Annotated in this window: 18 protein-coding genes and 7 tRNA genes; 11 read left to right on the top strand and 14 right to left on the bottom strand. The window is 73.3% G+C overall.

The genetic code is table 11. The features are described from left to right. The coding region (gene pgsA, locus E0D90_RS11505; protein ID WP_170214963.1) for a phosphatidylinositol phosphate synthase at window positions 1-685 on the bottom strand (685 nt) is incomplete at its 3' end. Between the two features lie 327 nt (window positions 686-1,012). Between pgsA and E0D90_RS11510 the strand changes: the two genes are divergently transcribed. Next, window positions 1,013-2,695 (top strand): AbeC-like domain-containing protein, encoded by a 1,683-nt coding sequence (locus tag E0D90_RS11510; protein WP_103501395.1) that lies wholly within the window; start codon window positions 1,013-1,015, stop codon window positions 2,693-2,695. Window positions 2,696-2,802: 107 nt separating this feature from the next. On the opposite strand, the gene E0D90_RS11515 is transcribed toward E0D90_RS11510, so the two are convergent. From E0D90_RS11515 to E0D90_RS11530, 4 genes are all read right to left on the bottom strand, one after another. After that, a complete protein-coding gene (locus E0D90_RS11515) occupies window positions 2,803-3,360 on the bottom strand; it encodes an HIT family protein (protein ID WP_103501394.1) in 558 nt (185 codons plus the stop codon). Between the two features lie 58 nt (window positions 3,361-3,418). After that, complete coding sequence (gene thrS, locus E0D90_RS11520; protein WP_130797767.1) at window positions 3,419-5,398, bottom strand: threonine--tRNA ligase; 1,980 nt, start codon at window positions 5,396-5,398, stop codon at window positions 3,419-3,421. Window positions 5,399-5,596: 198 nt separating this feature from the next. Further along, window positions 5,597-5,668: transfer RNA gene (locus tag E0D90_RS11525), tRNA-Val, on the bottom strand. A gap of 226 nt (window positions 5,669-5,894) precedes the next feature. Beyond that, window positions 5,895-5,966: transfer RNA gene (locus E0D90_RS11530), tRNA-Val, on the bottom strand. A 251-nt stretch (window positions 5,967-6,217) separates the two neighbouring features. Between E0D90_RS11530 and E0D90_RS11535 the strand changes: the two genes are divergently transcribed. After that, the gene (locus E0D90_RS11535) at window positions 6,218-6,631 is read left to right on the top strand and encodes an SsgA family sporulation/cell division regulator (protein WP_003959770.1); all 414 of its coding nucleotides are present in this window, start codon (window positions 6,218-6,220) and stop codon (window positions 6,629-6,631) included. A 146-nt stretch (window positions 6,632-6,777) separates the two neighbouring features. Then, complete coding sequence (locus E0D90_RS11540; protein ID WP_103501392.1) at window positions 6,778-7,344, top strand: CGNR zinc finger domain-containing protein; 567 nt, start codon at window positions 6,778-6,780, stop codon at window positions 7,342-7,344. 73 nt (window positions 7,345-7,417) lie between these two features. Here E0D90_RS11540 and E0D90_RS11545 read toward each other — a convergent pair whose 3' ends face one another. Together E0D90_RS11545 and E0D90_RS11550 are read right to left on the bottom strand one after the other, a co-directional pair. Next, on the bottom strand, window positions 7,418-7,609 hold the full coding sequence (locus tag E0D90_RS11545) for a hypothetical protein (RefSeq protein WP_103501391.1): 192 nt from the start codon (window positions 7,607-7,609) through the stop codon (window positions 7,418-7,420). 68 nt (window positions 7,610-7,677) lie between these two features. Beyond that, entirely contained in the window at window positions 7,678-8,124 is a 447-nt protein-coding gene (locus E0D90_RS11550; protein ID WP_227870150.1) for a hypothetical protein, read from the bottom strand. Between the two features lie 111 nt (window positions 8,125-8,235). Here E0D90_RS11550 and E0D90_RS11555 point away from each other — a divergent pair, with 111 nt between their 5' ends. Beyond that, window positions 8,236-8,745: a DsbA family protein gene (locus tag E0D90_RS11555; protein ID WP_130797768.1), complete on the top strand. Its 510-nt coding sequence runs from the start codon at window positions 8,236-8,238 to the stop codon at window positions 8,743-8,745. Here E0D90_RS11555 and E0D90_RS11560 read toward each other — a convergent pair. From E0D90_RS11560 to E0D90_RS11570, 3 genes are all read right to left on the bottom strand, one after another. Further along, on the bottom strand, window positions 8,729-9,586 hold the full coding sequence (locus E0D90_RS11560) for a GNAT family N-acetyltransferase (RefSeq protein WP_103529144.1): 858 nt from the start codon (window positions 9,584-9,586) through the stop codon (window positions 8,729-8,731). The genes E0D90_RS11555 and E0D90_RS11560 overlap by 17 nt on opposite strands. A 114-nt stretch (window positions 9,587-9,700) precedes the next feature. Further along, entirely contained in the window at window positions 9,701-10,525 is an 825-nt protein-coding gene (locus E0D90_RS11565; protein ID WP_103501388.1) for an aminotransferase class IV, read from the bottom strand. A 156-nt stretch (window positions 10,526-10,681) separates the two neighbouring features. After that, window positions 10,682-11,728, bottom strand: coding sequence for a chorismate-binding protein (locus E0D90_RS11570; RefSeq protein ID WP_130797770.1), 1,047 nt, complete (start codon window positions 11,726-11,728; stop codon window positions 10,682-10,684). Window positions 11,729-11,875: 147 nt separating this feature from the next. On the opposite strand from E0D90_RS11570, the gene E0D90_RS11575 reads away from it, so the two are divergent. From E0D90_RS11575 to E0D90_RS11595, 5 genes are all read left to right on the top strand, one after another. Beyond that, window positions 11,876-11,948: transfer RNA gene (locus E0D90_RS11575), tRNA-Gly, on the top strand. Window positions 11,949-11,970: 22 nt separating this feature from the next. Beyond that, window positions 11,971-12,041: transfer RNA gene (locus E0D90_RS11580), tRNA-Cys, on the top strand. Between the two features lies 1 nt (window position 12,042). Continuing rightward, window positions 12,043-12,114: transfer RNA gene (locus tag E0D90_RS11585), tRNA-Val, on the top strand. A 24-nt stretch (window positions 12,115-12,138) separates the two neighbouring features. Continuing rightward, window positions 12,139-12,210, top strand: a tRNA-Val gene (locus tag E0D90_RS11590). Window positions 12,211-12,233: 23 nt separating this feature from the next. Next, window positions 12,234-12,305: transfer RNA gene (locus tag E0D90_RS11595), tRNA-Val, on the top strand. Window positions 12,306-12,523: 218 nt separating this feature from the next. Here E0D90_RS11595 and E0D90_RS11600 read toward each other — a convergent pair. Further along, window positions 12,524-12,724 carry a hypothetical protein gene (locus tag E0D90_RS11600; RefSeq protein WP_103528922.1) on the bottom strand — a complete coding sequence of 67 codons (201 nt, stop codon included), beginning with the start codon at window positions 12,722-12,724 and terminating at the stop codon, window positions 12,524-12,526. Window positions 12,725-13,064: 340 nt separating this feature from the next. Between E0D90_RS11600 and E0D90_RS11605 the strand changes: the two genes are divergently transcribed. Beyond that, window positions 13,065-14,177 (top strand): serine/threonine-protein kinase, encoded by a 1,113-nt coding sequence (locus E0D90_RS11605; RefSeq protein WP_130797772.1) that lies wholly within the window; start codon window positions 13,065-13,067, stop codon window positions 14,175-14,177. Window positions 14,178-14,246: 69 nt separating this feature from the next. Further along, on the top strand, window positions 14,247-14,735 hold the full coding sequence (locus E0D90_RS11610) for a GNAT family N-acetyltransferase (RefSeq protein WP_130797774.1): 489 nt from the start codon (window positions 14,247-14,249) through the stop codon (window positions 14,733-14,735). A gap of 48 nt (window positions 14,736-14,783) precedes the next feature. Here E0D90_RS11610 and E0D90_RS11615 read toward each other — a convergent pair whose 3' ends face one another. The 3 genes from E0D90_RS11615 to cobT all read right to left on the bottom strand — a co-directional run. Next, window positions 14,784-15,668, bottom strand: coding sequence for a TrmH family RNA methyltransferase (locus tag E0D90_RS11615; protein WP_130797776.1), 885 nt, complete (start codon window positions 15,666-15,668; stop codon window positions 14,784-14,786). Next, window positions 15,665-16,939: a uroporphyrinogen-III C-methyltransferase gene (gene cobA / locus E0D90_RS11620; RefSeq protein WP_130797778.1), complete on the bottom strand. Its 1,275-nt coding sequence runs from the start codon at window positions 16,937-16,939 to the stop codon at window positions 15,665-15,667. The genes E0D90_RS11615 and cobA overlap by 4 nt, the downstream gene beginning before the upstream one ends. Before the next feature lie 144 nt (window positions 16,940-17,083). Continuing rightward, a partial coding sequence (gene cobT, locus E0D90_RS11625) for a nicotinate-nucleotide--dimethylbenzimidazole phosphoribosyltransferase (RefSeq protein WP_227870151.1) occupies window positions 17,084-19,490 on the bottom strand: 2,407 nt, incomplete at its 5' end.

The raw sequence follows: 19,490 nt of genomic DNA on the forward strand, positions 1-19,490 counted from the left end.
GAGGCGCACCGGGGGCGGGCGGGGAGGGCGGCTTGGGCGCCGCGGCGGCCTCCGCCGCGTCCGCCTCGTCGGCCTCCCGGCGCACGGTGACCATCCGCTGGATCAGGGTGATCAGGCTGCCCACGGCCACGATCCACAGCGCCAGCGGCAGCAGGACGTGGATGTAGGGGACGCCGAAGGCGGAGAGTCCGGAGAGGCCCGTGAGGACCAGGGTGATGACCAGCCGCTCCGAGCGCTCCACCAGGCCGTTGACCTTCACGGGGAGCCCGATCGACTCCCCGCGCGCCTTGGTGTAGGAGACCACCTGGCCGCTGGCCAGGCAGAACAGCGCGAGGGAGCACAGCAGCAGGTCGTCGCCCCGCCCGGCGTACCAGAGAGCGAGCGCCGCGAAGACGGCGGAGTCGGCCACCCGGTCCAGTGTGGAGTCCAGGAACGCGCCCCAGCGGCTGGAGCGTCCCAGCTGACGCGCCATGTTGCCGTCGATCATGTCCGAGAAGACGAACAGCGTGATGACGACGGTGCCCCAGAAGAACGCGCCCCGCGGGTAGAAGGCCAGCGCGCCCGCCATCACCCCGGCCGTCCCGACCAGGGTCACCACGTCCGGACTGACGCGCAGCCGCAGCAGCAGTGCGGCGAGCGGTGTGAAGACACGCGTGAAGAATGCACGCGCGTACTTGTTGAGCATGGCCTTCCCAACAGATCGCGGTGGGCCGGGTGGTCGTACGGCCACCGGCTGGCCCATCGTAGCCAGCGCGCGCCGTGGCGACGGCGGCGGCCGTCCGGGCCGGGGGCGTGGGGCCGCCGCCGGTGGGCGCCCGCGCGCTCCCGGCTGGCCGGATTGTGTGTGCGTTCGGGTGATCGACCCGGCCGGGCGGCGCTTCGCCGCTACCCTGGGGTCCGGTGCCGCGACGTGCCGCACGGGCCGCTCACCGGCTGCCCGTTCGGGCGGTCGTGGCGCTGCGGGCCGGGGCACCGGCGACCGTGGACCCGATGCCGAGCAGGGGGTGTACCGATGGCGGGGTTGGAGGACCTCAAGCGCTCGGTGGGGGTGGACTTCGACTTCAGCCCGGGCGCGCAGGTCCCGTTGTCGGGAGCGGGCCACGGGCAGACCGCGGCCGGCTCCGCGCTGGCGGCGACCGCCTACCGCGACGGTGAGGCGAAGTCGATCAAGGCTCCCAACGACAAGGCGTCGGTGAGCGACCCGAAGATCTCGCTGCTGGAGCCGAACCTGGGCGAGGCGTTCACCCGCGCCGTCGAGACGCGGATGCTGGCCTCCGGCCGGGCGCCGCTGATCCAGTCCTTCGGCGCGGAACCGCACACGGTGGTGGAGCACGCGATCGCCGCCAAGCGGATCCGCACCCAGCGCGACACCCGGCTCACCGTCATCATGGGCGTGTTCGGCCTGCTCTTCCTGCCCGGAGTGCTGGCGTGGCTGGGTCTGTTCCAGGCGCGCCGCACGCTGGCGGGGTCGAAGGACAAGCGGGCGGGCACCATCGGGATGGCCGCGCTGGCGGCGCTCTTCGTCCTGCTGGTGCTGCTGGTCTACTCGCTGCCGTTCGGCGGCCTGGTGCAGCTGTACGTGTGGAGCATGCTGCCGGCTCCGATCATCGGCTGGCTGTGGGCGCGCCGGGTGAGCGAGCAGGCGGCGCAGAACCTCCGGGCGCACTGGGCGGACATGGTCGGCGGTGGTGGTGCCGGCGCGAAGATCCCCGAGGCGGTGCCGCAGAACCCCAACGACGCGGAGGCGGAGCGGCTTCGGCTGGGGCTGGCGAAGATCTCCGCCGAGCAGGACTCCAACGTGGCCTACTACGCCGGGCCCAGCGGGATACTCGGGATGGGCGTGCGGTGGGGCAGCTGGCAGCTGGCCGAGGAACTGGTCGCCCGGGACCCGGAGAAGGACATCGACCCGTTCCGCAGCTGGGACGTGGTGCGCGCGATGCAGGACCAGCTGCGGATGCTGGAGCGCAGCCCGCTGCACACCGGCGGGTTCAAGTCGCCGCCCGCGGTCAGTCACTGGGTGGTGCGGCACGTCGGTGAGAACGCCGGCTCGGTCTCCCGGCCGGACGGCCCCAACGTCGAGGCGTACAGCATCAACGCCATCGAGGTGCAGCGGATCTGCAACGAGCAGCAGCTCGACAGCAACGACCGGCACTACCTGGGTGTGCAGTTCGTGCTGTGGGACGGCGGTCTGGTCATCACCATGATGATCAGCGTGACGGTGCTGCACCGGACGCTGCGGATCGAGGTCAACGGCCACGCGCTCGGCCCGATCCACCCGTGGTTCTACGAGAAGCCGGGCGGAAAGTCGCGCAGCTTCCGGAATCCGGTGAAGCCCTGGAAGAAGGTCTCGCAGGCACTGCCGCTGGTCGACACCAAGGAGACGGTGCGGCTGGCGGCCCGGGCTCCGCTGGCGCGGTTCAGCCCGAAGAGGCTGGACGACCTGGGCGGCAAGATGTCACTGCCGGAGCCGTTCGGAGTACGGCACGTGTGGGCGACCAAGCCGTGGCGCCACCGCTTCATGGCGGACGACGCGCTGCGGGTGGCCACGCCGGTGCTGCGGGTCGCGCACCAGGCGGCGCTGAAGGTGCTGGAGGAGAACGGCGTGGACATCTCCAAGTTCGAGGCGCGCGCCTCGGGCCTGAGCGGCGCCGTGCAGAGCGTGGAGCCCCGGAAGGCCGACGAGTACGGCATGTGAGCCGGCACGCAGGCCCGGACGGCCGTCCTTGCCCGCGTCCTGCGTGGGAGGGCGGCGGCCCGGGCCGACGGACGGACGGAGAGCGGCGCCGGTCGCGGGCTCCGGGCTCAGCCGGGCCAGGCGTCGGCGAGCATCTGCCGGGTGTCGGCGAGGAGTTCGGGCAGCACCTTGGTGTGGCCGATGACCGGCATGAAGTTGGCGTCGCCGCCCCAGCGCGGCACCACGTGCTGGTGCAGGTGCGCGGCGATACCGGCTCCGGCGGCTTCTCCCTGGTTGAGACCGATGTTGAAGCCGTGCGGGCCGGCGGCGGAGCGCACGGCCGTCATGGACCGCTTGGTGAACTCCGCCAGTTCCAGGGTCTCCGGGCCGTCCAGCTCCGTGTAGTCGGCGACGTGCCGGTAGGGCACGGTCAGCAGGTGACCGGAGTTGTACGGGTAGAGGTTGAGCACGGCGTACACATGCTCGCCCCGGGCGACGATCAGCCCTTCGGCGTCGCTGTGGGCGGGGATGGCGCAGAACGGGCACCCGTCGCCGGAGGCGGGCCCGGTGGGCTTTCCCTCGCCCTTGATGTAGGCCATCCGGTGGGGCGTCCACAGGCGCTGGAAGGCGTCCGGCTCACCCACGCCGATCTGCTGCTCCGGCTCACGCGTCATGCGGGCCAGCATAGGCCGCGCGCCCGGCGGTGGACGGGTCGGGTCCCCCGCCGAGCGCGCGTCCGGCCACTCAGATCTGGGCGCGCCGCTCGACCACGTCGAGCAGTTCGGCGAGCGCCTCCTCGCGGGGCACGCCGTTGCGCTGGCTGCCGTCCCGGTAGCGGAAGGAGACGGCACCGGCGGCGACGTCCTCGTCACCGGCGATGATCATCAGCGGGGTCTTCTGCTTCTGGGCATTCCGGATCTTCTTCTGCATCCGGTCGGCGGAGGCGTCGACCTCGACCCGCAGCCCCTTCGCCTTGGCCGTGGCGGCGAACTCCCGCAGGTAGGGGACGTGGGCGTCACCGATGGGGATGCCCACCGCCTGCACCGGGGCCAGCCACGGCGGGAAGACGCCCGCGTAGTGCTCCAGCAGCACGGCGAAGAAGCGCTCGATGCTGCCGAAGAGTGCCCGGTGGATCATCACCGGACGCTGGCGGGAACCGTCGTCGGCGGTGTACTCCAGCGAGAACCGCTCGGGCAGGTTGAAGTCGACCTGGATGGTGGACATCTGCCAGGTGCGGCCGATCGCGTCCCGCGCCTGCACCGAGATCTTCGGCCCGTAGAACGCGGCCCCGCCCGGGTCCATCACCAGTTCCAGGCCCTGCTTGACCGCCGCCTGACGCAGGGCCTCGGTCGCCTCGGCCCAGTTCTCGTCGGTGCCGATGGACTTCTCCGGGTCGCGGGTGGAGAGCTCCAGGTAGAAGTCGGCGAGGCCGTAGTCCCGCAGCAGGTTCAGGACGAAGGTCAGCAGCGAGTCCAGCTCGCCGGCCATCTGCTCACGGGTGCAGTAGATGTGCGCGTCGTCCTGGGTGAAGCCGCGGGCACGGGTGAGGCCGTGCACCACACCGGACTTCTCGTACCGGTAGACGGTGCCGAACTCGAACAGCCGCAGGGGGAGTTCGCGGTAGGACCGGCCCCGGGCGTCGAAGATCAGGTTGTGCATCGGGCAGTTCATGGGCTTCAGGTAGTAGTCCTGGCCCCCGTCGAGCTGCATGGGCGGGTACATGCCGTCGGCGTACCAGTCGAGGTGGCCGGACTTCTCGAACAGCGTGCCCTTGGTGGCGTGCGGCGAGTAGACGAACTCGTAGCCCGACTCCTCGTGGCGACGGCGGGAGTAGTCCTCCATCACCCGTCGGACCACGCCGCCGCGCGGGTGGAAGACGGCGAGCCCGGAGCCGATCTCCTCGGGAATGGAGAAGAGGTCGAGTTCGGCGCCCAGTTTGCGGTGGTCGCGCTTCTCCGCCTCGGCGAGGAACTCCAGGTGGGCCTTGAGTTCGTCGCGGGTCGGCCAGGCGGTGCCGTAGATCCGCTGGAGCTGGGGGTTCTTCTCGCTGCCGCGCCAGTAGGCCGCGGCGGAGCGCATCAGCTTGACGGCGGGGATCAGCCGGGTGGTGGGCAGGTGCGGCCCGCGGCAGAGGTCCTTCCAGCACAGCTCGCCGGTCTTGGCGTCGATGTTGTCGTAGATCGTCAGCTCGCCCGCGCCGACCTCCGCCGATGCACCCTCGGCCGCGTCGGCGGCGGAGCCCTTGAGCCCGATCAGCTCCAGCTTGTACGGCTCGGCCGCCAGTTCCTCGCGCGCCTCGTCGTCGCTGACCGCGCGGCGGGAGAACCGCTGCCCGCGCTTGATGATCTCCTGCATCTTCTTCTCGATGCGCTTGAGGTCATCGGGGTGGAAGGGGTTCTCGACATCGAAGTCGTAGTAGAACCCGTTGCGGATGGGAGGGCCGATGCCCAGCCGGGCGGAGGGGAACAGCTCCTGCACCGCCTGCGCCATGACGTGCGCGGCGGAGTGGCGGAGGATGTCCAGGCCGTCGGGGGAACCGATCTCGACCGGCTCCACCTCGTCCCCGTCGTCCAGCGGGTGCGCGAGGTCGCGCAGTTCACCGGCGACGCGGGCGGCGACGACAGAGCGCTCCCCCTCGAAGAGGGCGGCGGCGGTCGTGCCCGTGGTCACCACACGCTCTTCCCGCTCGGAATCGCGATGGATGGTCACACGGACGTCCGACACCGGTCTCTCCTGACTCATGTCTACCTGCCGCGGCGGGTGCCGCGACCGCGTGAATCGTACCGAGCGGCGGGGGCGCGAGGCGAAACGGATTTCCGCGCCGCCCAGCACGACGGCCGGCCGTCGCCGCAGCCGTCGACGCGAGGGCACGGCAACGCGAGAGGCCGGCCCGTCGGCAGACGGACCGGCCTCTCGCAGGTGTGGGCGATACTGGGTTCGAACCAGTGACCTCTTCGGTGTGAACGAAGCGCTCTTCCACTGAGCTAATCGCCCGCGTTCTCGGTGCCCTGCGGCACGTGAGAACCATACAGGGCGGTAACCGTCCGTCCAAACCGGCCGCCCCGACGGCGCCTTCGTCCCCGCGAGGACCGCGGAGAGGAGCCCTCGGGCGCGTTCCCGGAGAGTCACGAGAGGATACGGAACGACATCAGGCGGCATCCGCGGGCACGGAAAAGCGTCAGGGACCGGCGCTGTTCTCTCCGGTCCCTGACGCGCACGGTGGGCGATACTGGGTTCGAACCAGTGACCTCTTCGGTGTGAACGAAGCGCTCTTCCACTGAGCTAATCGCCCGCTGCGGCGATCACACTACCGCACGTGTGACCCACCCCGGGACGCACCCCAAACCCCTCTTTCGCGATGTTTTCGCACAGATGTAGCAATCGCTCATTCGGGGGTCCCCTGACGCACCAGACTCGCCCATTCGAATGAGTTCAAACCTCACAAATGGCACAGACGGGTTTACAACCCCCCAGTACGTGGCACATCGATCTCGCCGACGTGCGAAGCCCCGAGCGCACACTGAGCGAAAGGCACTGGCGCCTATGAACACCACGGTCAGCTGCGAGCTGCACCTGCGCCTCGTCGTATCGAGCGAATCCTCACTGCCCGTACCCGCGGGACTGCGGTATGACACCGCGGATCCCTATGCCGTGCACGCCACGTTCCACACCGGAGCGGAGGAAACCGTCGAATGGGTTTTCGCCCGCGACCTCCTGGCCGAGGGGCTGCACCGCCCCACGGGCACCGGTGATGTGCGGGTGTGGCCATCGCGGAGCCACGGACAGGGCGTGGTCTGCATCGCCCTCAGCTCCCCCGAGGGGGAAGCCCTGCTGGAGGCGCCGGCCCGGGCGCTGGAGTCTTTCCTCAAAAGGACCGACGCCGCCGTGCCCCCCGGTACCGAACACCGACACTTCGACCTCGACACCGAGCTCTCGCACATCCTCGCCGAGAGCTGAGGCCGGGGGGCCACGCCGTCCGACTCGGGGCGACGGCGGGGCCCGCCCGGCCCGCGCACGCCGGGTACCGCCGCACCACCACGCGGCGGTACCCGGCGTGCGCGTTAGAGTTTCCCGGTTACCCACCCCGGACCGGGAGCTACTTGGTGCTCATCAACCACGACACACGGTGCGCACTGGAGCACGTGGTCGAACTGCTCAACACCGCCCCGGCGGCCGGCGAGGCGGATCGCCTCCCGGACGTCCCGGCGCTGCGGGCGTTCGTGGGCACCCTCACCATCAGCGGTGTCGACCTCGCGGCCCTCACCGGGGACGACCTGCGGGGCGTGCGGGAGGCGCGGGACCGGTTCGCACAGGTCTTCGCCGCCGGCTCCTCACCGGAAGCGGCGGGACTGATCAACGAGATGGTCGCGTCGGCGGGGACCACCCCGCAGCTGACCGACCACGACGGCTACGACTGGCACGTGCACTACTTCGCCCCCGGGGCGTCGCTCACCGACCACCTGGCCGCGGACTGCGGCATGGCCCTCGGGTTCCTGCTGGTCGCCGGCGAGCTGGAGCGGCTGCGGCGCTGCGAGGCGCCGGACTGCGGACGCGCCTTCGTGGACCTCTCCCGGAACCGCTCGCGCCGCTACTGCGACAGCCGGACGTGCGGCAACAGGCTCCATGTCGCGGCCTACCGCGCCCGGCAGCGGCAGGCCGGTGCCCGCTGAGGCGGCGCCTCCGCCCACCCCGCCGGAGCACCCACGACTCGGCCCCCGGTCCAGGACGGACCGGGGGCCGAGGTCACAGCAGGAACAGGTCGTGCACAGCCGCCACCATCAGCAGCGTCCCGATCACCGCCAGAAAGATGATCAGCGGTAGCTGGGCCAGAGCGAACAGGCAGCCCCGGCGTTCACCGGGGGCGGCACCGGGCACTTCGTGCGGCGGAAGGGGGTTCGTGGTCGGGGAGCCGAGCTCCCGCAGTTTGTGCGCCATCTCGCGGTGATCATGGCGCAGACGCGATGCCCGCTACTCACAACACGCCCTGCTGGACTGGGAATTCGTCAGATCCCGTGCTTTTTCAGGATCGCTTCGATGTCCGAGAAGTCCTCCTTACCGGTGCCACCGGCCGGGGCGGACGGCGCCGGGGCGGAACGCTGCTTCGCGGGCAGCGCCGGGGTGCTGGCGTCGGGCGCGGCCACCTGCTCGGGCGTCGGCCCGGAACCGCCGTCCTCGACCCCTCGGGCATCGAGCATCCGCGCGGTGAAGAACAGCGCGACGGACAGACCGACCGCTCCGAAACCCATCCAGGCGATCGGGTTGACGGTCATGTTGACGACGAACCGCACCACCCCCGTCATGGCCAGGCCCATCGGCAGCAGCGCCACCGAGGCCGTGCGCAGCCCGGTGGCGTACCGGCGACGACGCAGAGAGCGGTAGGCGAACCACAGCCCGGCCGCGGTCAGCGTGCCGCAGACGGCGTAAATCATCATCCCAAGCATGTCTTCCATCCTGCCTCCCCGGACGCCGGGAGGCCATCGCCCGGGGAAAGATCAGGGGCAATTCGGGGTGAGCCCCACCGGGGGACACCCCGGGCCGCCGGCCACTGGGAGACTGGTCTCATGAACGATGCGACCGGAACCGCCGTCCTCGACGTGTGGTGCGACCTCCAGTGCCCCGACTGCCACCGCGCCCAGCCCGACCTCGCCGCGCTGCGCGAGCGGTTCGGCGACGGGCTGACCATCCGGCTGCGCCACTTCCCGCTCCCCCGCCACCAGCACGCGCTGGTGGCCGCCCAGGCCGCCGAGGAGGCGTACGCGCAGGGGCGGGGCGACGAGTTCGTCACCGCGCTTCTGGCCCGCACCGATGAGCTCGGCACCCGCGGCACCGGCCTCCTGGTCGATCTCGCGCGTGAACTCGGGCTGGATGCCGAGGAGATGGACACAGCCCTGATCGACGGCAGGCACATGCTCATGGTCGACGCCGACCAGGCGGAGGGCGCGGCGCTCGGGGTCACCGGTACTCCCACCTACCTGGTCGACGGGCAGCGGCTGGACGGCGGCAAGAGCCAGGAGGGGCTCCGCGAGCGCATCGAGGAGATCGTCGCCGGGGTGCTCAGCCGAGCCGCTTGACCTGGTTGAGCCAGACCGTCCGGTAGCCGAGCGACTCGTACAGACTCAGCGCGGGCGTGTTCCCGGCGAAGACGTGCAGGCCGAGAAGGTCCACGCCGGCCTCGGCGCAGATCCGCTCGGCCTCCACCATCAGCGCCCGGCCCAGGCCCCGCCCGCGGTGCCCGGCCTCGACCCGGACCGAGTAGACATAGCCGCCGGCGCCGTCGGGCAGCTCCTCGCCGGTGCGCACCCACAGCGCGCCGGCGAGGGCGCCCCCGCTCTCCAGGACGCGCAGTACGGTGCCCGGGGTGACGGGGCCCTCCGGCAGCAACCGGGTGTAGGACCGTTCGGCGTGGGCGGTCGCCCGCTCCTCGGGGACACCGCGGTCGGTCCAGGAGCGCACGAACTCCTCGCGCTCGACCACGAGCCACTCGGGGTACTCCTCGGCGGACATCTCCCGGAGGGTGACCCCCTCGGGCAGGGCCAGCGGCGTGTCCGCGGCTCCGGGGCGCACCTCCGTCACCATGTTGCGGCTGAGTTCGGTGTAGCCGAGCTGGGCCGCCATCCGCACGGCACCGTCCTCCGCCGGACGGAAACGCACCTCGACACTGCGGCAGCCCCAGCCGCGCAGGACCTCCTCCGCGGCGAGCGCGGCGACGGTGCCCCGCCCCACGCGGCGCTCGGCGGGCTCCACGGTCAGCTCGTGGATGTGGCCGACGTCCGCGCCGGTCGTCCCGGGGGCACCGGCGCCCAGGAGCGCGAAGCCGACGGGGCGGCCGTTGTCGAGCAGGGCGTAGCGGCGGGAACGGGCGCCGGCCTCGTCGCGCTGCTCGGGGCCGGAGGGTCGCAGAGTTGTCGTCACGTCGGCATCCTGGCGCACCGGGTGCCCGATGCGCCACACACCTCCGTCACCGTCACCGTTCCGGGACCGGCAGCGGAAGCCGCGGGCGTGCCCGGCGGCTCCCGTGCCCGGGGGTCAGGGGTCGATGTCCGCGGCCGAACGCTCGTCGAAGACGCGCATGGCGGCGGCCGTGACCGGCCCGGGGGCGCCCGGGAGATCGCGGCCGTCGATCCGTGCGACGGCCTGCACGTCCCGGGTGGAGGAGGTCAGGAAGACCTCCTCGGCGCGGTCCAGGACGTCCATGGGCAGCTCCGCCTCCTCCGCGTCGGTCCACTCCAGGACCAGGGCACGGGTGACGCCGGCGAGGCAGCCGGAGGCGAGCGGCGGGGTGTACAGGCGGCCGTCGAGCACCACGAAGACGTTGGTGCCGGTGCCCTCGCAGAGCGCGCCGGTGGTGTTGGGGAACAGCGCCTCGGAGGCGGCACGCGAGCGGGCCGCCGCCAGGGCCACGACGTTCTCGCCGTAGGAGGTGGTCTTCAGGCCGCTGAGCGCGCCGCGCTCGTTGCGGGTCCAGTCGACCGTGACGACGGAGGTGGTGTCGGGCCGGCGCTCGATGCCGAAGTGGGCCACCACCAGCGTCGGCGAGACCTTCTCGTCGCGGTTCGAGCCCATCGGGGCGTACCCGCCGGTGTAGGTGACGCGGAGCCGGCCGAGGGGGCGCGGGTCGTCGGCGAGCGTCTCCCGGCAGGCGCGCCGCACCTCGTCCGGGTCGGGCGCGGGCAGGCCGAGCCCGGTCGCCGAGCGGGCGAGCCGTTCCAGGTGGCGGGTGGTCGCGAACGCCTCACCGCGCACGGTCTTGAGCGTCTCGAAGACGCCGTCCCCCACCGTCAGGCCGTGGTCGAAGACGGATACGCCCGCCTCGTCCTCGGTCCGCAGTGTGCCGTTGAGCCAGATCCTCATGTGTGCCTCGCCTCGGGTGTGTCCTTCGGGTGTTCGCGCCGGTCGCGGCCGGTGTGCCCGGCGGGCGCGGTCGGCGGCGGCCCGGGCTCCAGCGTAGGCGGCCGGGCCGCGACGCGGCGGCGGTGGGGCGAGGCGCGGGCTTCGGGGCGGTCGCCGTCAGGCGGCGGGCGCGGTGGAGCGGGCCTCGGGGGCCGAGGCCAGGGAGAGCAGCCGCCGCGCCTTCAGCTCCGTCTCGCGCCACTCGTGGCCGGGGTCGGAGTCCCAGGTGATGCCGGCGCCGGTGCCGAAGCGCAGCACCGGGGCGGCGGGGTCGTCCCGGTCGATCCAGAAGGTGCGGATGCCCACGGCCAGGACCCCGGTGCCGCGGTCGGCGTCGACCCAGCCCAGGCCGCCGCAGTAGGGGCCGCGCGAGGCGGTCTCCAGGGCGTCGATGATGCGCAGGGCGCTGGACTTGGGCGCCCCGGTGACCGACCCGGGCGGGAAGGTGCCGGACAGCAGCTGCGGCCATCCGGCGCCCGGCGGGAGCGTGCCGCGCACGGTGGAGACGAGGTGGACGAGGCCGGGGTGGTTCTCGACGACGCACAGCTCCGGCACGGTCACCGATCCGGCGGCGCACACCCGGCCGAGGTCGTTGCGCACGAGGTCCACGATCATGACGTTCTCGGCGTGGTCCTTGGCCAGCAGCTCGTCCTCGGTGGGAGCGGTGCCCTTGATCGGTCCGGACTCCACGAGGGCGCCCTCCCGGCGCAGGTACAGCTCCGGGGAGGCGGTGGCGATCTCCACCGCGTGGCCGGGCAGCCGGATCGTTCCCGCGTAGGGGGCCGGGTTGCCGCGGGCGAGCCGGGCGGTGAGGGCGTCGATGTCGGCGTCGGCGTCGACGGGGGCGGAGAGGACCCGGCAGAGGTTGGCCTGGTAGACCTCGCCCGCCGCTATGTGCTCGCGGACCCGGCGCACCCCGTCGGTGTAGGCGGCCCGGTCCATCGAGCTGGTCCAGGCGCCGGGCGCCGGACCCCGCCAACGCCCGGGGGCCGGGAGCGGCGCGGTGGTGACACGGCCGAAGCGGGCGAACGCGGGCTCCCCGTCGTAACGGGCCGCCACCGCCCACCAGCCGGAGGACTCCAGCGCCGCGGGGTCGCTGGTGACGTCGAGCAGTTCGGTGGCGAGGAGGCCGCCGAAGCGGGCCAGCGGGGCGAGGTCGTGCACGCGTACGAGTCTAGATCCGGTGTGCGCGGCGGCCCCCGACGGCCGGGGTCACGAGGTGGCGCCGCCCATACGGAGTTTGAGCTGCCACGGGAATCAGATAGAGTTCAGACGTCGCCGGGACGCGGGAGCCGACCGGGAACGGCAGTTGCGGACGTAGCTCAGTTGGTAGAGCACCACCTTGCCAAGGTGGATGTCGCGAGTTCGAGTCTCGTCGTCCGCTCTTGAGGGGTTCGCCTCTCATTGGTGGAGTGGCCGAGAGGCGAGGCAACGGCCTGCAAAGCCGTCTACACGGGTTCAAATCCCGTCTCCACCTCGGACGATTAGCTCAGCGGGAGAGCGCTTCCCTGACACGGAAGAGGTCACTGGTTCAATCCCAGTATCGTCCACTGGTCCCCTTCACGGGGACACCCGCGCGATTAGCTCAGCGGGAGAGCGCTTCCCTGACACGGAAGAGGTCACTGGTTCAATCCCAGTATCGCGCACGCGTTCAACTCAGCACTCCCCAGGACGATTAGCTCAGCGGGAGAGCGCTTCCCTGACACGGAAGAGGTCACTGGTTCAATCCCAGTATCGTCCACACCCGGCCGGGGCCGGAGAGCCACATGGTTCTCCGGCCCCGGTCTCGTCGTGCCACGGGCACGCGGGGAGACGGGGCCGGCAGCGGTGTCGCGCGGCATGACTGTGGCCGGGCATCTCCCCAGATGCCCGGCCACCATGCCGCCCGCCACACCCCCGTCCCCACGGGGTTGACAGCCGGTGCGAAGCGGGCCCGTCCGCTCAGCCGGGCCCGGGGCGTCACCGCCCGATCGCACCCACCACGGACGACGCCTGTGTCACGACCGCCTCCACTCCGCCGAAGACGACGGCCAGCGCGAAGGCGAACGGGAGGACCATCGCGAGCGCGACGAGCGGGTGGCGTCGGCCGGAGGCCGTGCCGTACTCCAGCGGACGGTCCTTCACCGGTGCCGCGTTCACCGCGTGTGCCGTGTGGGACATGCCCGCCTCCGCTCTCTCGTCCCGCCGGGTACCCGCACGCCGTGCGGCGCGGGGGTACGGTCTGTGGTCGCGGCGGGCGGACGGCCTCGGGGGACGAGTTCGTGTTCGCCCGCCGCTGGTCCCAACACTAGGCTGCGGGCGGGGTGATGGCGTCACCCCGCCGTACCGGGTGCGCGGCCTACGGAGGGATGACTCGGGAGAGCCCCGGGTACTCCTGAAGGTGGAGTCCCCCGGCCCCGGCTCAGGGATCTCCCCCAGGTCATCGCCGAGTGCGCGGCCTTTCAGCGCGCGGGTCGCTCAGTCCGTAAGCTGTCGGCGACAGAGCAACCGGCCGACGGGGATGGACATGGCGATGATGCGGCTGCGACGCGAGGACCCGCGGGTCGTCGGCTCGTTCCGGCTGCACCGGCGCCTGGGGGCCGGCGGCATGGGGGTGGTCTACCTCGGGTCGGACCGGCGCGGACAGCGGGTCGCGCTGAAGGTGATCCGGCCCGACCTCGCCGAGGACCCGGAGTTCCGTTCCCGCTTCGCCCGGGAGGTGTCGGCGGCACGGCGCATCCGGGGCGGCTGCACCGCCCGGCTGGTCGCCGCCGATCTCGACGCCGCCAAGCCGTGGTTCGCCACCCAGTACGTGCCGGGTCCCTCACTGCACGACCGGGTCGCGACCGAGGGTTCCCTGGCGGCGGCGGAGACGGCCGCCATCGGGGCGGCACTGGCCGAGGGGCTGGTGGCGGTGCACGAGGCGGGGGTGGTCCACCGCGACCTCAAGCCGTCCAACATCCTGCTCTCGCCCAAGGGCCCACGGATCATCGACTTCGGTATCGCCTGGTCGACGGGGGCGAGCACGCTGACACACGTGGGAACCGCCGTCGGCTCGCCGGGGTTCCTCGCGCCCGAGCAGGTGCGCGGTGTGGCGGTCACCCCGGCCACCGACGTCTTCTCCCTCGGCGCCACCCTGGCGCACGCGGCCCTCGGCGAGTCCCCCTTCGGCGAGGGCTCCTCGGAGGTGCTGCTCTACCGGGTGGTTCACGAGGAGGCACAACTGCGGGGCGTGCCGGCCGCGTTGGAGCCGTTGCTGCGCGCCTGCCTGGCCAAGCAGCCGGACGAGCGCCCGACGACGATGCAGCTCTCGCTGCGGCTCAAGGAGATCGCCACGCGGGAGGCGCGCGGTGCCGGGCTGGGGATGCAGCGCCAGGCCGCCGCGGTGGCTCCACGGGACACTCCGGCGGCGACCGTGCTCCGTCGCCCGGCGCCCGACCGTCCCGCCCAGCGGCGGCCCGGCGCACCGTCCCGGCCGGGCACGCCGCAGCGCAGGCGCCCGGCGCCCGGTCCGCGCCCCCGTCAGCGCGGTGTGGACCGCCGGTTGCTGCGGCAGCGCCTCGTGGTCTTCGTGACGGTGACGCTGCTGGTGGCGCTCGGTATCGCCGCGGCCCAGGGGCAGAGTCCGCTGTGAGAGGCGGTGGGCCGCGGCCCACCGGTTATTGGGTGGCGGGGCCGCGAGCGGGACGGCAGGATGGTCACCATGCTGATCAGGGAAGCCACCATCGAGGACTGGCCCGCCGTCTGGCCGTTCCTTCAGCGAATCGTCGCCGCCGGTGAGACGTTCACCTACGACACCGACACCCCCGAGCCCGAGGCCCGTTCCCTGTGGATGGTGCCCGCGCCGGGACGGGTGACCGTCGCGGTCGACGACGAGGGCACCGTGCTCGGCAGCGCCAAGATGTACCGGAACCAGGGCGGCAACGGCGCCCATGTGGCCAGCGCCAGCTACATGGTGGACCCGAAGGCGTCCGGGCGCGGGGTGGGCCGCGGGCTGGTCGAGGAGAGCCTCGCGTGGGCGCGCGAAGCCGGTTTCCGGGCGATGCAGTACAACGCGGTGGTGGAGACCAACGTCCACGCGGTGAAGCTGTATCTCGCGCTCGGGTTCACGGTGGTCGGCACCGTGCCGGAGGCGTTCCACCACCCCACCGAGGGGTACACGGGGCTGCACGTCATGCGCGCCGCGCTCTGAACCCGTCGTACGCTCCGACGCGGCCGGACCGGGCGGCCGGAGGCGGCGTCAGGGCTGGGTGGCGTAGAAGGCCACGGCGGAGGCCGCCGCCACGTTGAGGGAGTCCACCCCGGCCGCCATGGGGATCGTGACGCGCACGTCGGCACCGCGCAGCGCTCCGGCGGAGAGACCGTCTCCCTCGGTGCCGAACATCAGGGCCAGCCGGGGCTCCTCGCGGGCGGCGAGCTCGGCGAGCGGTACCGAGTCGTCGGCCAGGCACAGCGCCGCCGTCGTGTAGCCGTGGTGGGCCAGGATCTCCAACTCGCCCGGCCAGGAGTCCAGCCGGGCCCACGGGATCTGGAACACGGCGCCCATCGAGACCTTCACCGAGCGACGGTAGAGAGGGTCGGCGCAGCGCGGCGAGAGCAGCACCGCGTCGATCCCGAGCGCGGCGGCGTTGCGGAACGCTGCGCCGACGTTGGCGTGGTCGACGATGTCCTCCAGGACGGCGACGCGCCGGCGCGCACGGCCGTCGTGCCGGCCGCCGTCCCCGCCGTGCCCGCCTCTCCCGGCGTCCGCTCCCGGCCCGGTGGGCCCGGCCAGCAGCTCCGCGACGGGCGGCAGCGGGGTGCGGCTCATCGCCGCCAGGGCGCCCCGGTGCACGTGGTAGCCGGTGACGGCCTCCGCGACCGCGGGCTCCACCACGTACACGGGTGCGCCGGCCGCGACGCAGACCTCGCGCATGGCTTCGGCCCACCGCGGGGTGAGCAGCATCGAGCGGACGGGGTAACCGGCCGCCAGCGCACGCCGGATGACCTTCTCCCCCTCGGCCATGAACAGCCCCTCGGCGGGCTCGCGGCGCCGCCGCAGCGCGACGTCGGTGAGGTCGGCGTAGTCGGAGAGGCGGGGGTCGGAGGCGTCGTCGATCTCGACGGCCCACGGGGTGGCGCTCATCCGCGCCGCTCCCCGGCGGGCGGCTGTGCCGTCGCCGCGATCCCGGGTCCGGCGGCGCCCACCACCTCTCCGACGACGATGACGGCCGGTGGCCGCAGACCGTGGTCGGTGATGGCGCGCGCCAGGGTGTCCAGGGTGGCGTCGACGCGCCGCTGCCCGGCGGTGGTGCCCTCCTGGACCACCGAGACGGGGGTGGTGGGGGGCCGGCCGTGCCGGATCAGGGTGTCGGCGATCGCCCCGGCACGTTCGACCGCCATGAGCAGGACCAGCGTGCCGCGCAGCCGGGCGAGCGCGGGCCAGTCGATGAGGGAGCGTTCGTCGTCCGGCGCCAGATGGCCACTGACGACCGTGAACTCGTGGGCGACGCCCCGGTGGGTGACCGGGATGCCGGCCGCGCCGGGCACGCTCACGGCGGAGGTGATGCCGGGGACCACGGTCACCGCGATGCCCTGCTCGGCGAGGGCGTTGGCCTCCTCCATGCCGCGCCCGAAGACATAGGGGTCGCCGCCCTTGAGGCGGACGACGGTGCGGCCGGCGCGGGCGTGCTCGATCAGCGCGTCGTTGATCGCCTGCTGGGCCATGGCCCGGCCGTAGGGGATCTTGGCGGCGTCGATCACCTCGGTGTGGGCGGGGAGTTCGTCCAGCAGGTCGCGGGGGCCCAGGCGGTCGGCGATGACCACGTCGGCCTCGGCCAGCAGCCTTCGGCCGCGCACCGTGATCAGGTCGGGATCGCCGGGACCGCCACCGACGATGGCGACGCCCGGAGCGCGCTCGCGGTGCCGGGGCGCCGACAGGGTGCCGTCGCGCAGGCCCTCGACCACGGCGTCCCGGACGGCGGCGGAGCGGCGCGGGTCACGGCCGGTGAGGACGGCCACGGTCACACCGTCGGTGCGCCCGGTGGCCGGGGTCCAGGCGGTGGCCGCCGCCGCGTCGTCACTGCGCACGCACCAGACGCGCCGCTCCTCGGCCTCGGCCGAGGCGGCGGTGTTGACCTCGGGGTCGTCGGTGGCGATCAGCGCGTACCAGGCGCCGTCCAGGTCCCCGGGACGGTAACCGCGGCGCTCCCAGCGGAGTTCACCGGCCTCGGCCATCGCCTCGACGGAGGGGGTGGCCTCGGGAGAGACCAGCAGGATGTCGGCGCCGGCGGCCACCAGGGCGGGCAGCCGCCTGCGGGCGACCGCGCCACCGCCGAGCACGAGGACGCGGCGCCCCTCCAGACGGAGTCCGACGGGATAGGCGGGAGGCCCCGGCACGGGTGGGGTGGAGATCATCGAAGCGGCTGCCTATCTGATGTGCGGGTCTCGGTGATCGGTGCGGCGGTCGCCGCACCGATCACCCTACGGCGGCGCGGGCGCGCGTCGCCCGGCGGCCGGGCGGCCACCCGCCGGTGGGGGCGGGTGGCCGTGGCGACGCCGTCAGTGACCGCTGGTGAGGCCGGCCGTGTCGAACGTCGCCACCTCTCGGAGGGCGCGGGCCGCGGCCTGGACGACCGGGAGGGCCAGCAGGGCGCCGGTGCCCTCCCCGAGCCGCAGGTCGAGGTCGACCAGCGGCCGCAGGCCGAGCGCCTTCAGCGCCGCGACGTGCCCGGGGTCGGCGCTGCGGTGACCGGCGATGCAGGCGGAGACCGACTCCGGGGCGATGGCCCGGGCGGCCAGGGCCGCCGCTCCGGCGGTCACGCCGTCCAGCACCACGGGGACCCGGAGGGAGGCGCCACCGAGGATCAGCCCGGTCAGCGCGGCGTGTTCCAGGCCACCGACCGTCTCCAGCACGGCGATCGGGTCTGCGGGGTCGGGGCGGTGCAGGTCGAGGGCGGCGCGCACCACGGCGACCTTGCGGGCGTGGGTGTCGTCGTCGATCCCCGAGCCGCGGCCCGTGACCTCCGCCGGGTCGGCCCCGGTGAACACCGCGGTGAGCGCGGCGGCGGTGGTGGTGTTGGCCACGCCCATCTCACCGGTGAGCAGAGCGCGGTTGCCCGCGGCGACCAGGTCGCGGGCGGTCTCGACACCGACCTCCAGGGCACGCAGCACCTCGGCGCGGGTCATCGCCGGCCCGGCGGTGAAGTCGGCGGTGCCGGGGCGGACCTTGCGCGGCATCAGGCCGGGTGTGGGCGGCAGTTCCGCGCGCACCCCGACGTCGATCACGCAGACCTCGGCCCCCACCTGGGCGGCGAAGGCGTTGCAGACCGCGCCGCCGCCGAGGAAGTTGGCGACCATCTGCGCCGTCATCTCCTGCGGAGAGGAGCTGACGCCCTGCACATGGACCCCGTGGTCCCCCGCGAAGACGGCGAGGGCGGCGGGTTCGGGCACGGCGGGCGGGCAGCTGCGGGTCAGACCGCACAGCTGGGCCGAGATGACCTCCAGCGCGCCCAGCGCGCCCGGGGGCTTGGTCATCCGGCGCTGCCGTTCCCACGCCTCCCCCAGCGCCTGGGCGTCCAGCGGCCGGATCTGGGACAGGGCCTCGCCCAGCAGGTCGTGCGGCGGCCCTCCCGGCAGGGCGCGGCGCCCGTAGGACTCCTCGTGCACCACCCAGGACAGCGGGCGGCGGGCGGCGGCGGCGCTGTCACCGGGCGGGGCGGACTCCGGCGGGAATTCGTTGACGTGACCGACGCACAGGTACGCCACGATCTCCAGGTGGTCCGGGAGTCCGAGCACCGCCGTCAGCTCGCGGTCGTCGTAGAAGCCGACCCAGCCCACGCCCAGACCCTCGGCGCGGGCGGCCAGCCAGAGGTTCTCGACGGCCAGTGCGGAGGAGTACGGCGCGGAGTCCGGGTGGCTCCCCGGCCCGAGGGCGGGGCGTCCGCCGCGGGTGGCGTCGGCGGTGACCACGATGTTGACCGGCGCGTCGAGCACGGCACCGGCCGCGGGCTCCGGCAGCTGCCGGGCGCGGGCGCGCGGCAGGGACTTGGCGTACTCCTCGTGCTGGCGCAGCACCAGGTCGTGGACGGCCCGGCGGGTCTCCTCGGAACGGATGATGACGAAGTCCCAGGGCTGGGAGGGCCCGACGGTCGGCGCGGTGTGCGCGGCCTCCAGCACCCGCAGCAGCGTGTCGTGGTCGACCGGGTCCGGGCGGAACCCGTGCTGGATGTCACGGCGGTCGCGCATCAGCCGGTGCACGGTGTCGCGTTCGGCCTCGTCGTAGCCGGGGACACCGGACGCGGCGGCGACCGGGACGGGCCCGTCGGCCGTCGGAGCGGGTGTCCCGCCGGCGTCGGGAGCGGGCTCAGGGGCGGACTCGGGGCCGGGAGCGTCGGGGGCTTCGGCGCCGACGGCCGGTTCGGTGGCGGCCGGTTCGGCGACGTCCGGTTCGGTGGCGGCCGGTTCGGGGACGTCCGGTTCGGCGGCCGGGTGTCCGGGGGCCGCTGCGGGGACGGCTTCGGTCACGGGAGCGTTGGCGGCGTCGGCCGCGGGGCCGGCAGCCGCGGCGGGGCGTTCCTCGCCCGCCTGGTCCTCGGCCCCTTCCCGATCGGCGTCCCCGTCCGCGGCGGGGGCGGACTCCGTCGGAGCGGAGACCGGCTCGCCGCCGGTGGCGTCGACCGCGGGCCCGGCGGCCTCGGCCGGTGCCGCGCCGTCCTCCATCACGGGCGACGCGTCCTCGGGCACCGTCACCTGGCCCGGTGCGGCGCTCTCGTCCTCAGCGGTGCCGTCGGCGGTCGCGGGCTGCTCGTCGGCGGGGGCCGGTTCGGCCGTCACGTCTTCGTCCGTGCCGTCGTCGGCCACCTCGACCGGCGCTCCGGTGTCGGTGACGGCGGGCGGGGCGGCCTCCGGGGCCACTGAGGCGGCGTCAGCGGCCGGCTGCGGGGCAACCGTTTCCGCAGGGCCGGGG

It is taken from the genome of Streptomyces otsuchiensis, from assembly GCF_004305975.1.
In the GTDB taxonomy this organism is placed as follows: Bacteria; Actinomycetota; Actinomycetes; order Streptomycetales; family Streptomycetaceae; genus Streptomyces; species Streptomyces otsuchiensis.

What these genes read in the sequence shown, in the direction of transcription:
- E0D90_RS11510 (WP_103501395.1), top strand. Translation starts at nt 1,013, where the DNA reads ATGGCGGGGTTGGAGGACCTCAAGCGCTCGGTGGGGGTGGACTTCGAC.
- E0D90_RS11515 (WP_103501394.1), bottom strand. Translation starts at nt 3,360, where the DNA reads ATGCTGGCCCGCATGACGCGTGAGCCGGAGCAGCAGATCGGCGTGGGT.
- E0D90_RS11535 (WP_003959770.1), top strand. Translation starts at nt 6,218, where the DNA reads ATGAACACCACGGTCAGCTGCGAGCTGCACCTGCGCCTCGTCGTATCG.
- E0D90_RS11545 (WP_103501391.1), bottom strand. Translation starts at nt 7,609, where the DNA reads ATGGCGCACAAACTGCGGGAGCTCGGCTCCCCGACCACGAACCCCCTT.
- E0D90_RS11550 (WP_227870150.1), bottom strand. Translation starts at nt 8,124, where the DNA reads ATGGAAGACATGCTTGGGATGATGATTTACGCCGTCTGCGGCACGCTG.
- E0D90_RS11555 (WP_130797768.1), top strand. Translation starts at nt 8,236, where the DNA reads ATGAACGATGCGACCGGAACCGCCGTCCTCGACGTGTGGTGCGACCTC.
- E0D90_RS11565 (WP_103501388.1), bottom strand. Translation starts at nt 10,525, where the DNA reads ATGAGGATCTGGCTCAACGGCACACTGCGGACCGAGGACGAGGCGGGC.
- E0D90_RS11600 (WP_103528922.1), bottom strand. Translation starts at nt 12,724, where the DNA reads ATGTCCCACACGGCACACGCGGTGAACGCGGCACCGGTGAAGGACCGT.
- E0D90_RS11605 (WP_130797772.1), top strand. Translation starts at nt 13,065, where the DNA reads ATGGACATGGCGATGATGCGGCTGCGACGCGAGGACCCGCGGGTCGTC.
- E0D90_RS11610 (WP_130797774.1), top strand. Translation starts at nt 14,247, where the DNA reads ATGCTGATCAGGGAAGCCACCATCGAGGACTGGCCCGCCGTCTGGCCG.
- E0D90_RS11615 (WP_130797776.1), bottom strand. Translation starts at nt 15,668, where the DNA reads ATGAGCGCCACCCCGTGGGCCGTCGAGATCGACGACGCCTCCGACCCC.
- cobA (WP_130797778.1), bottom strand. Translation starts at nt 16,939, where the DNA reads ATGATCTCCACCCCACCCGTGCCGGGGCCTCCCGCCTATCCCGTCGGA.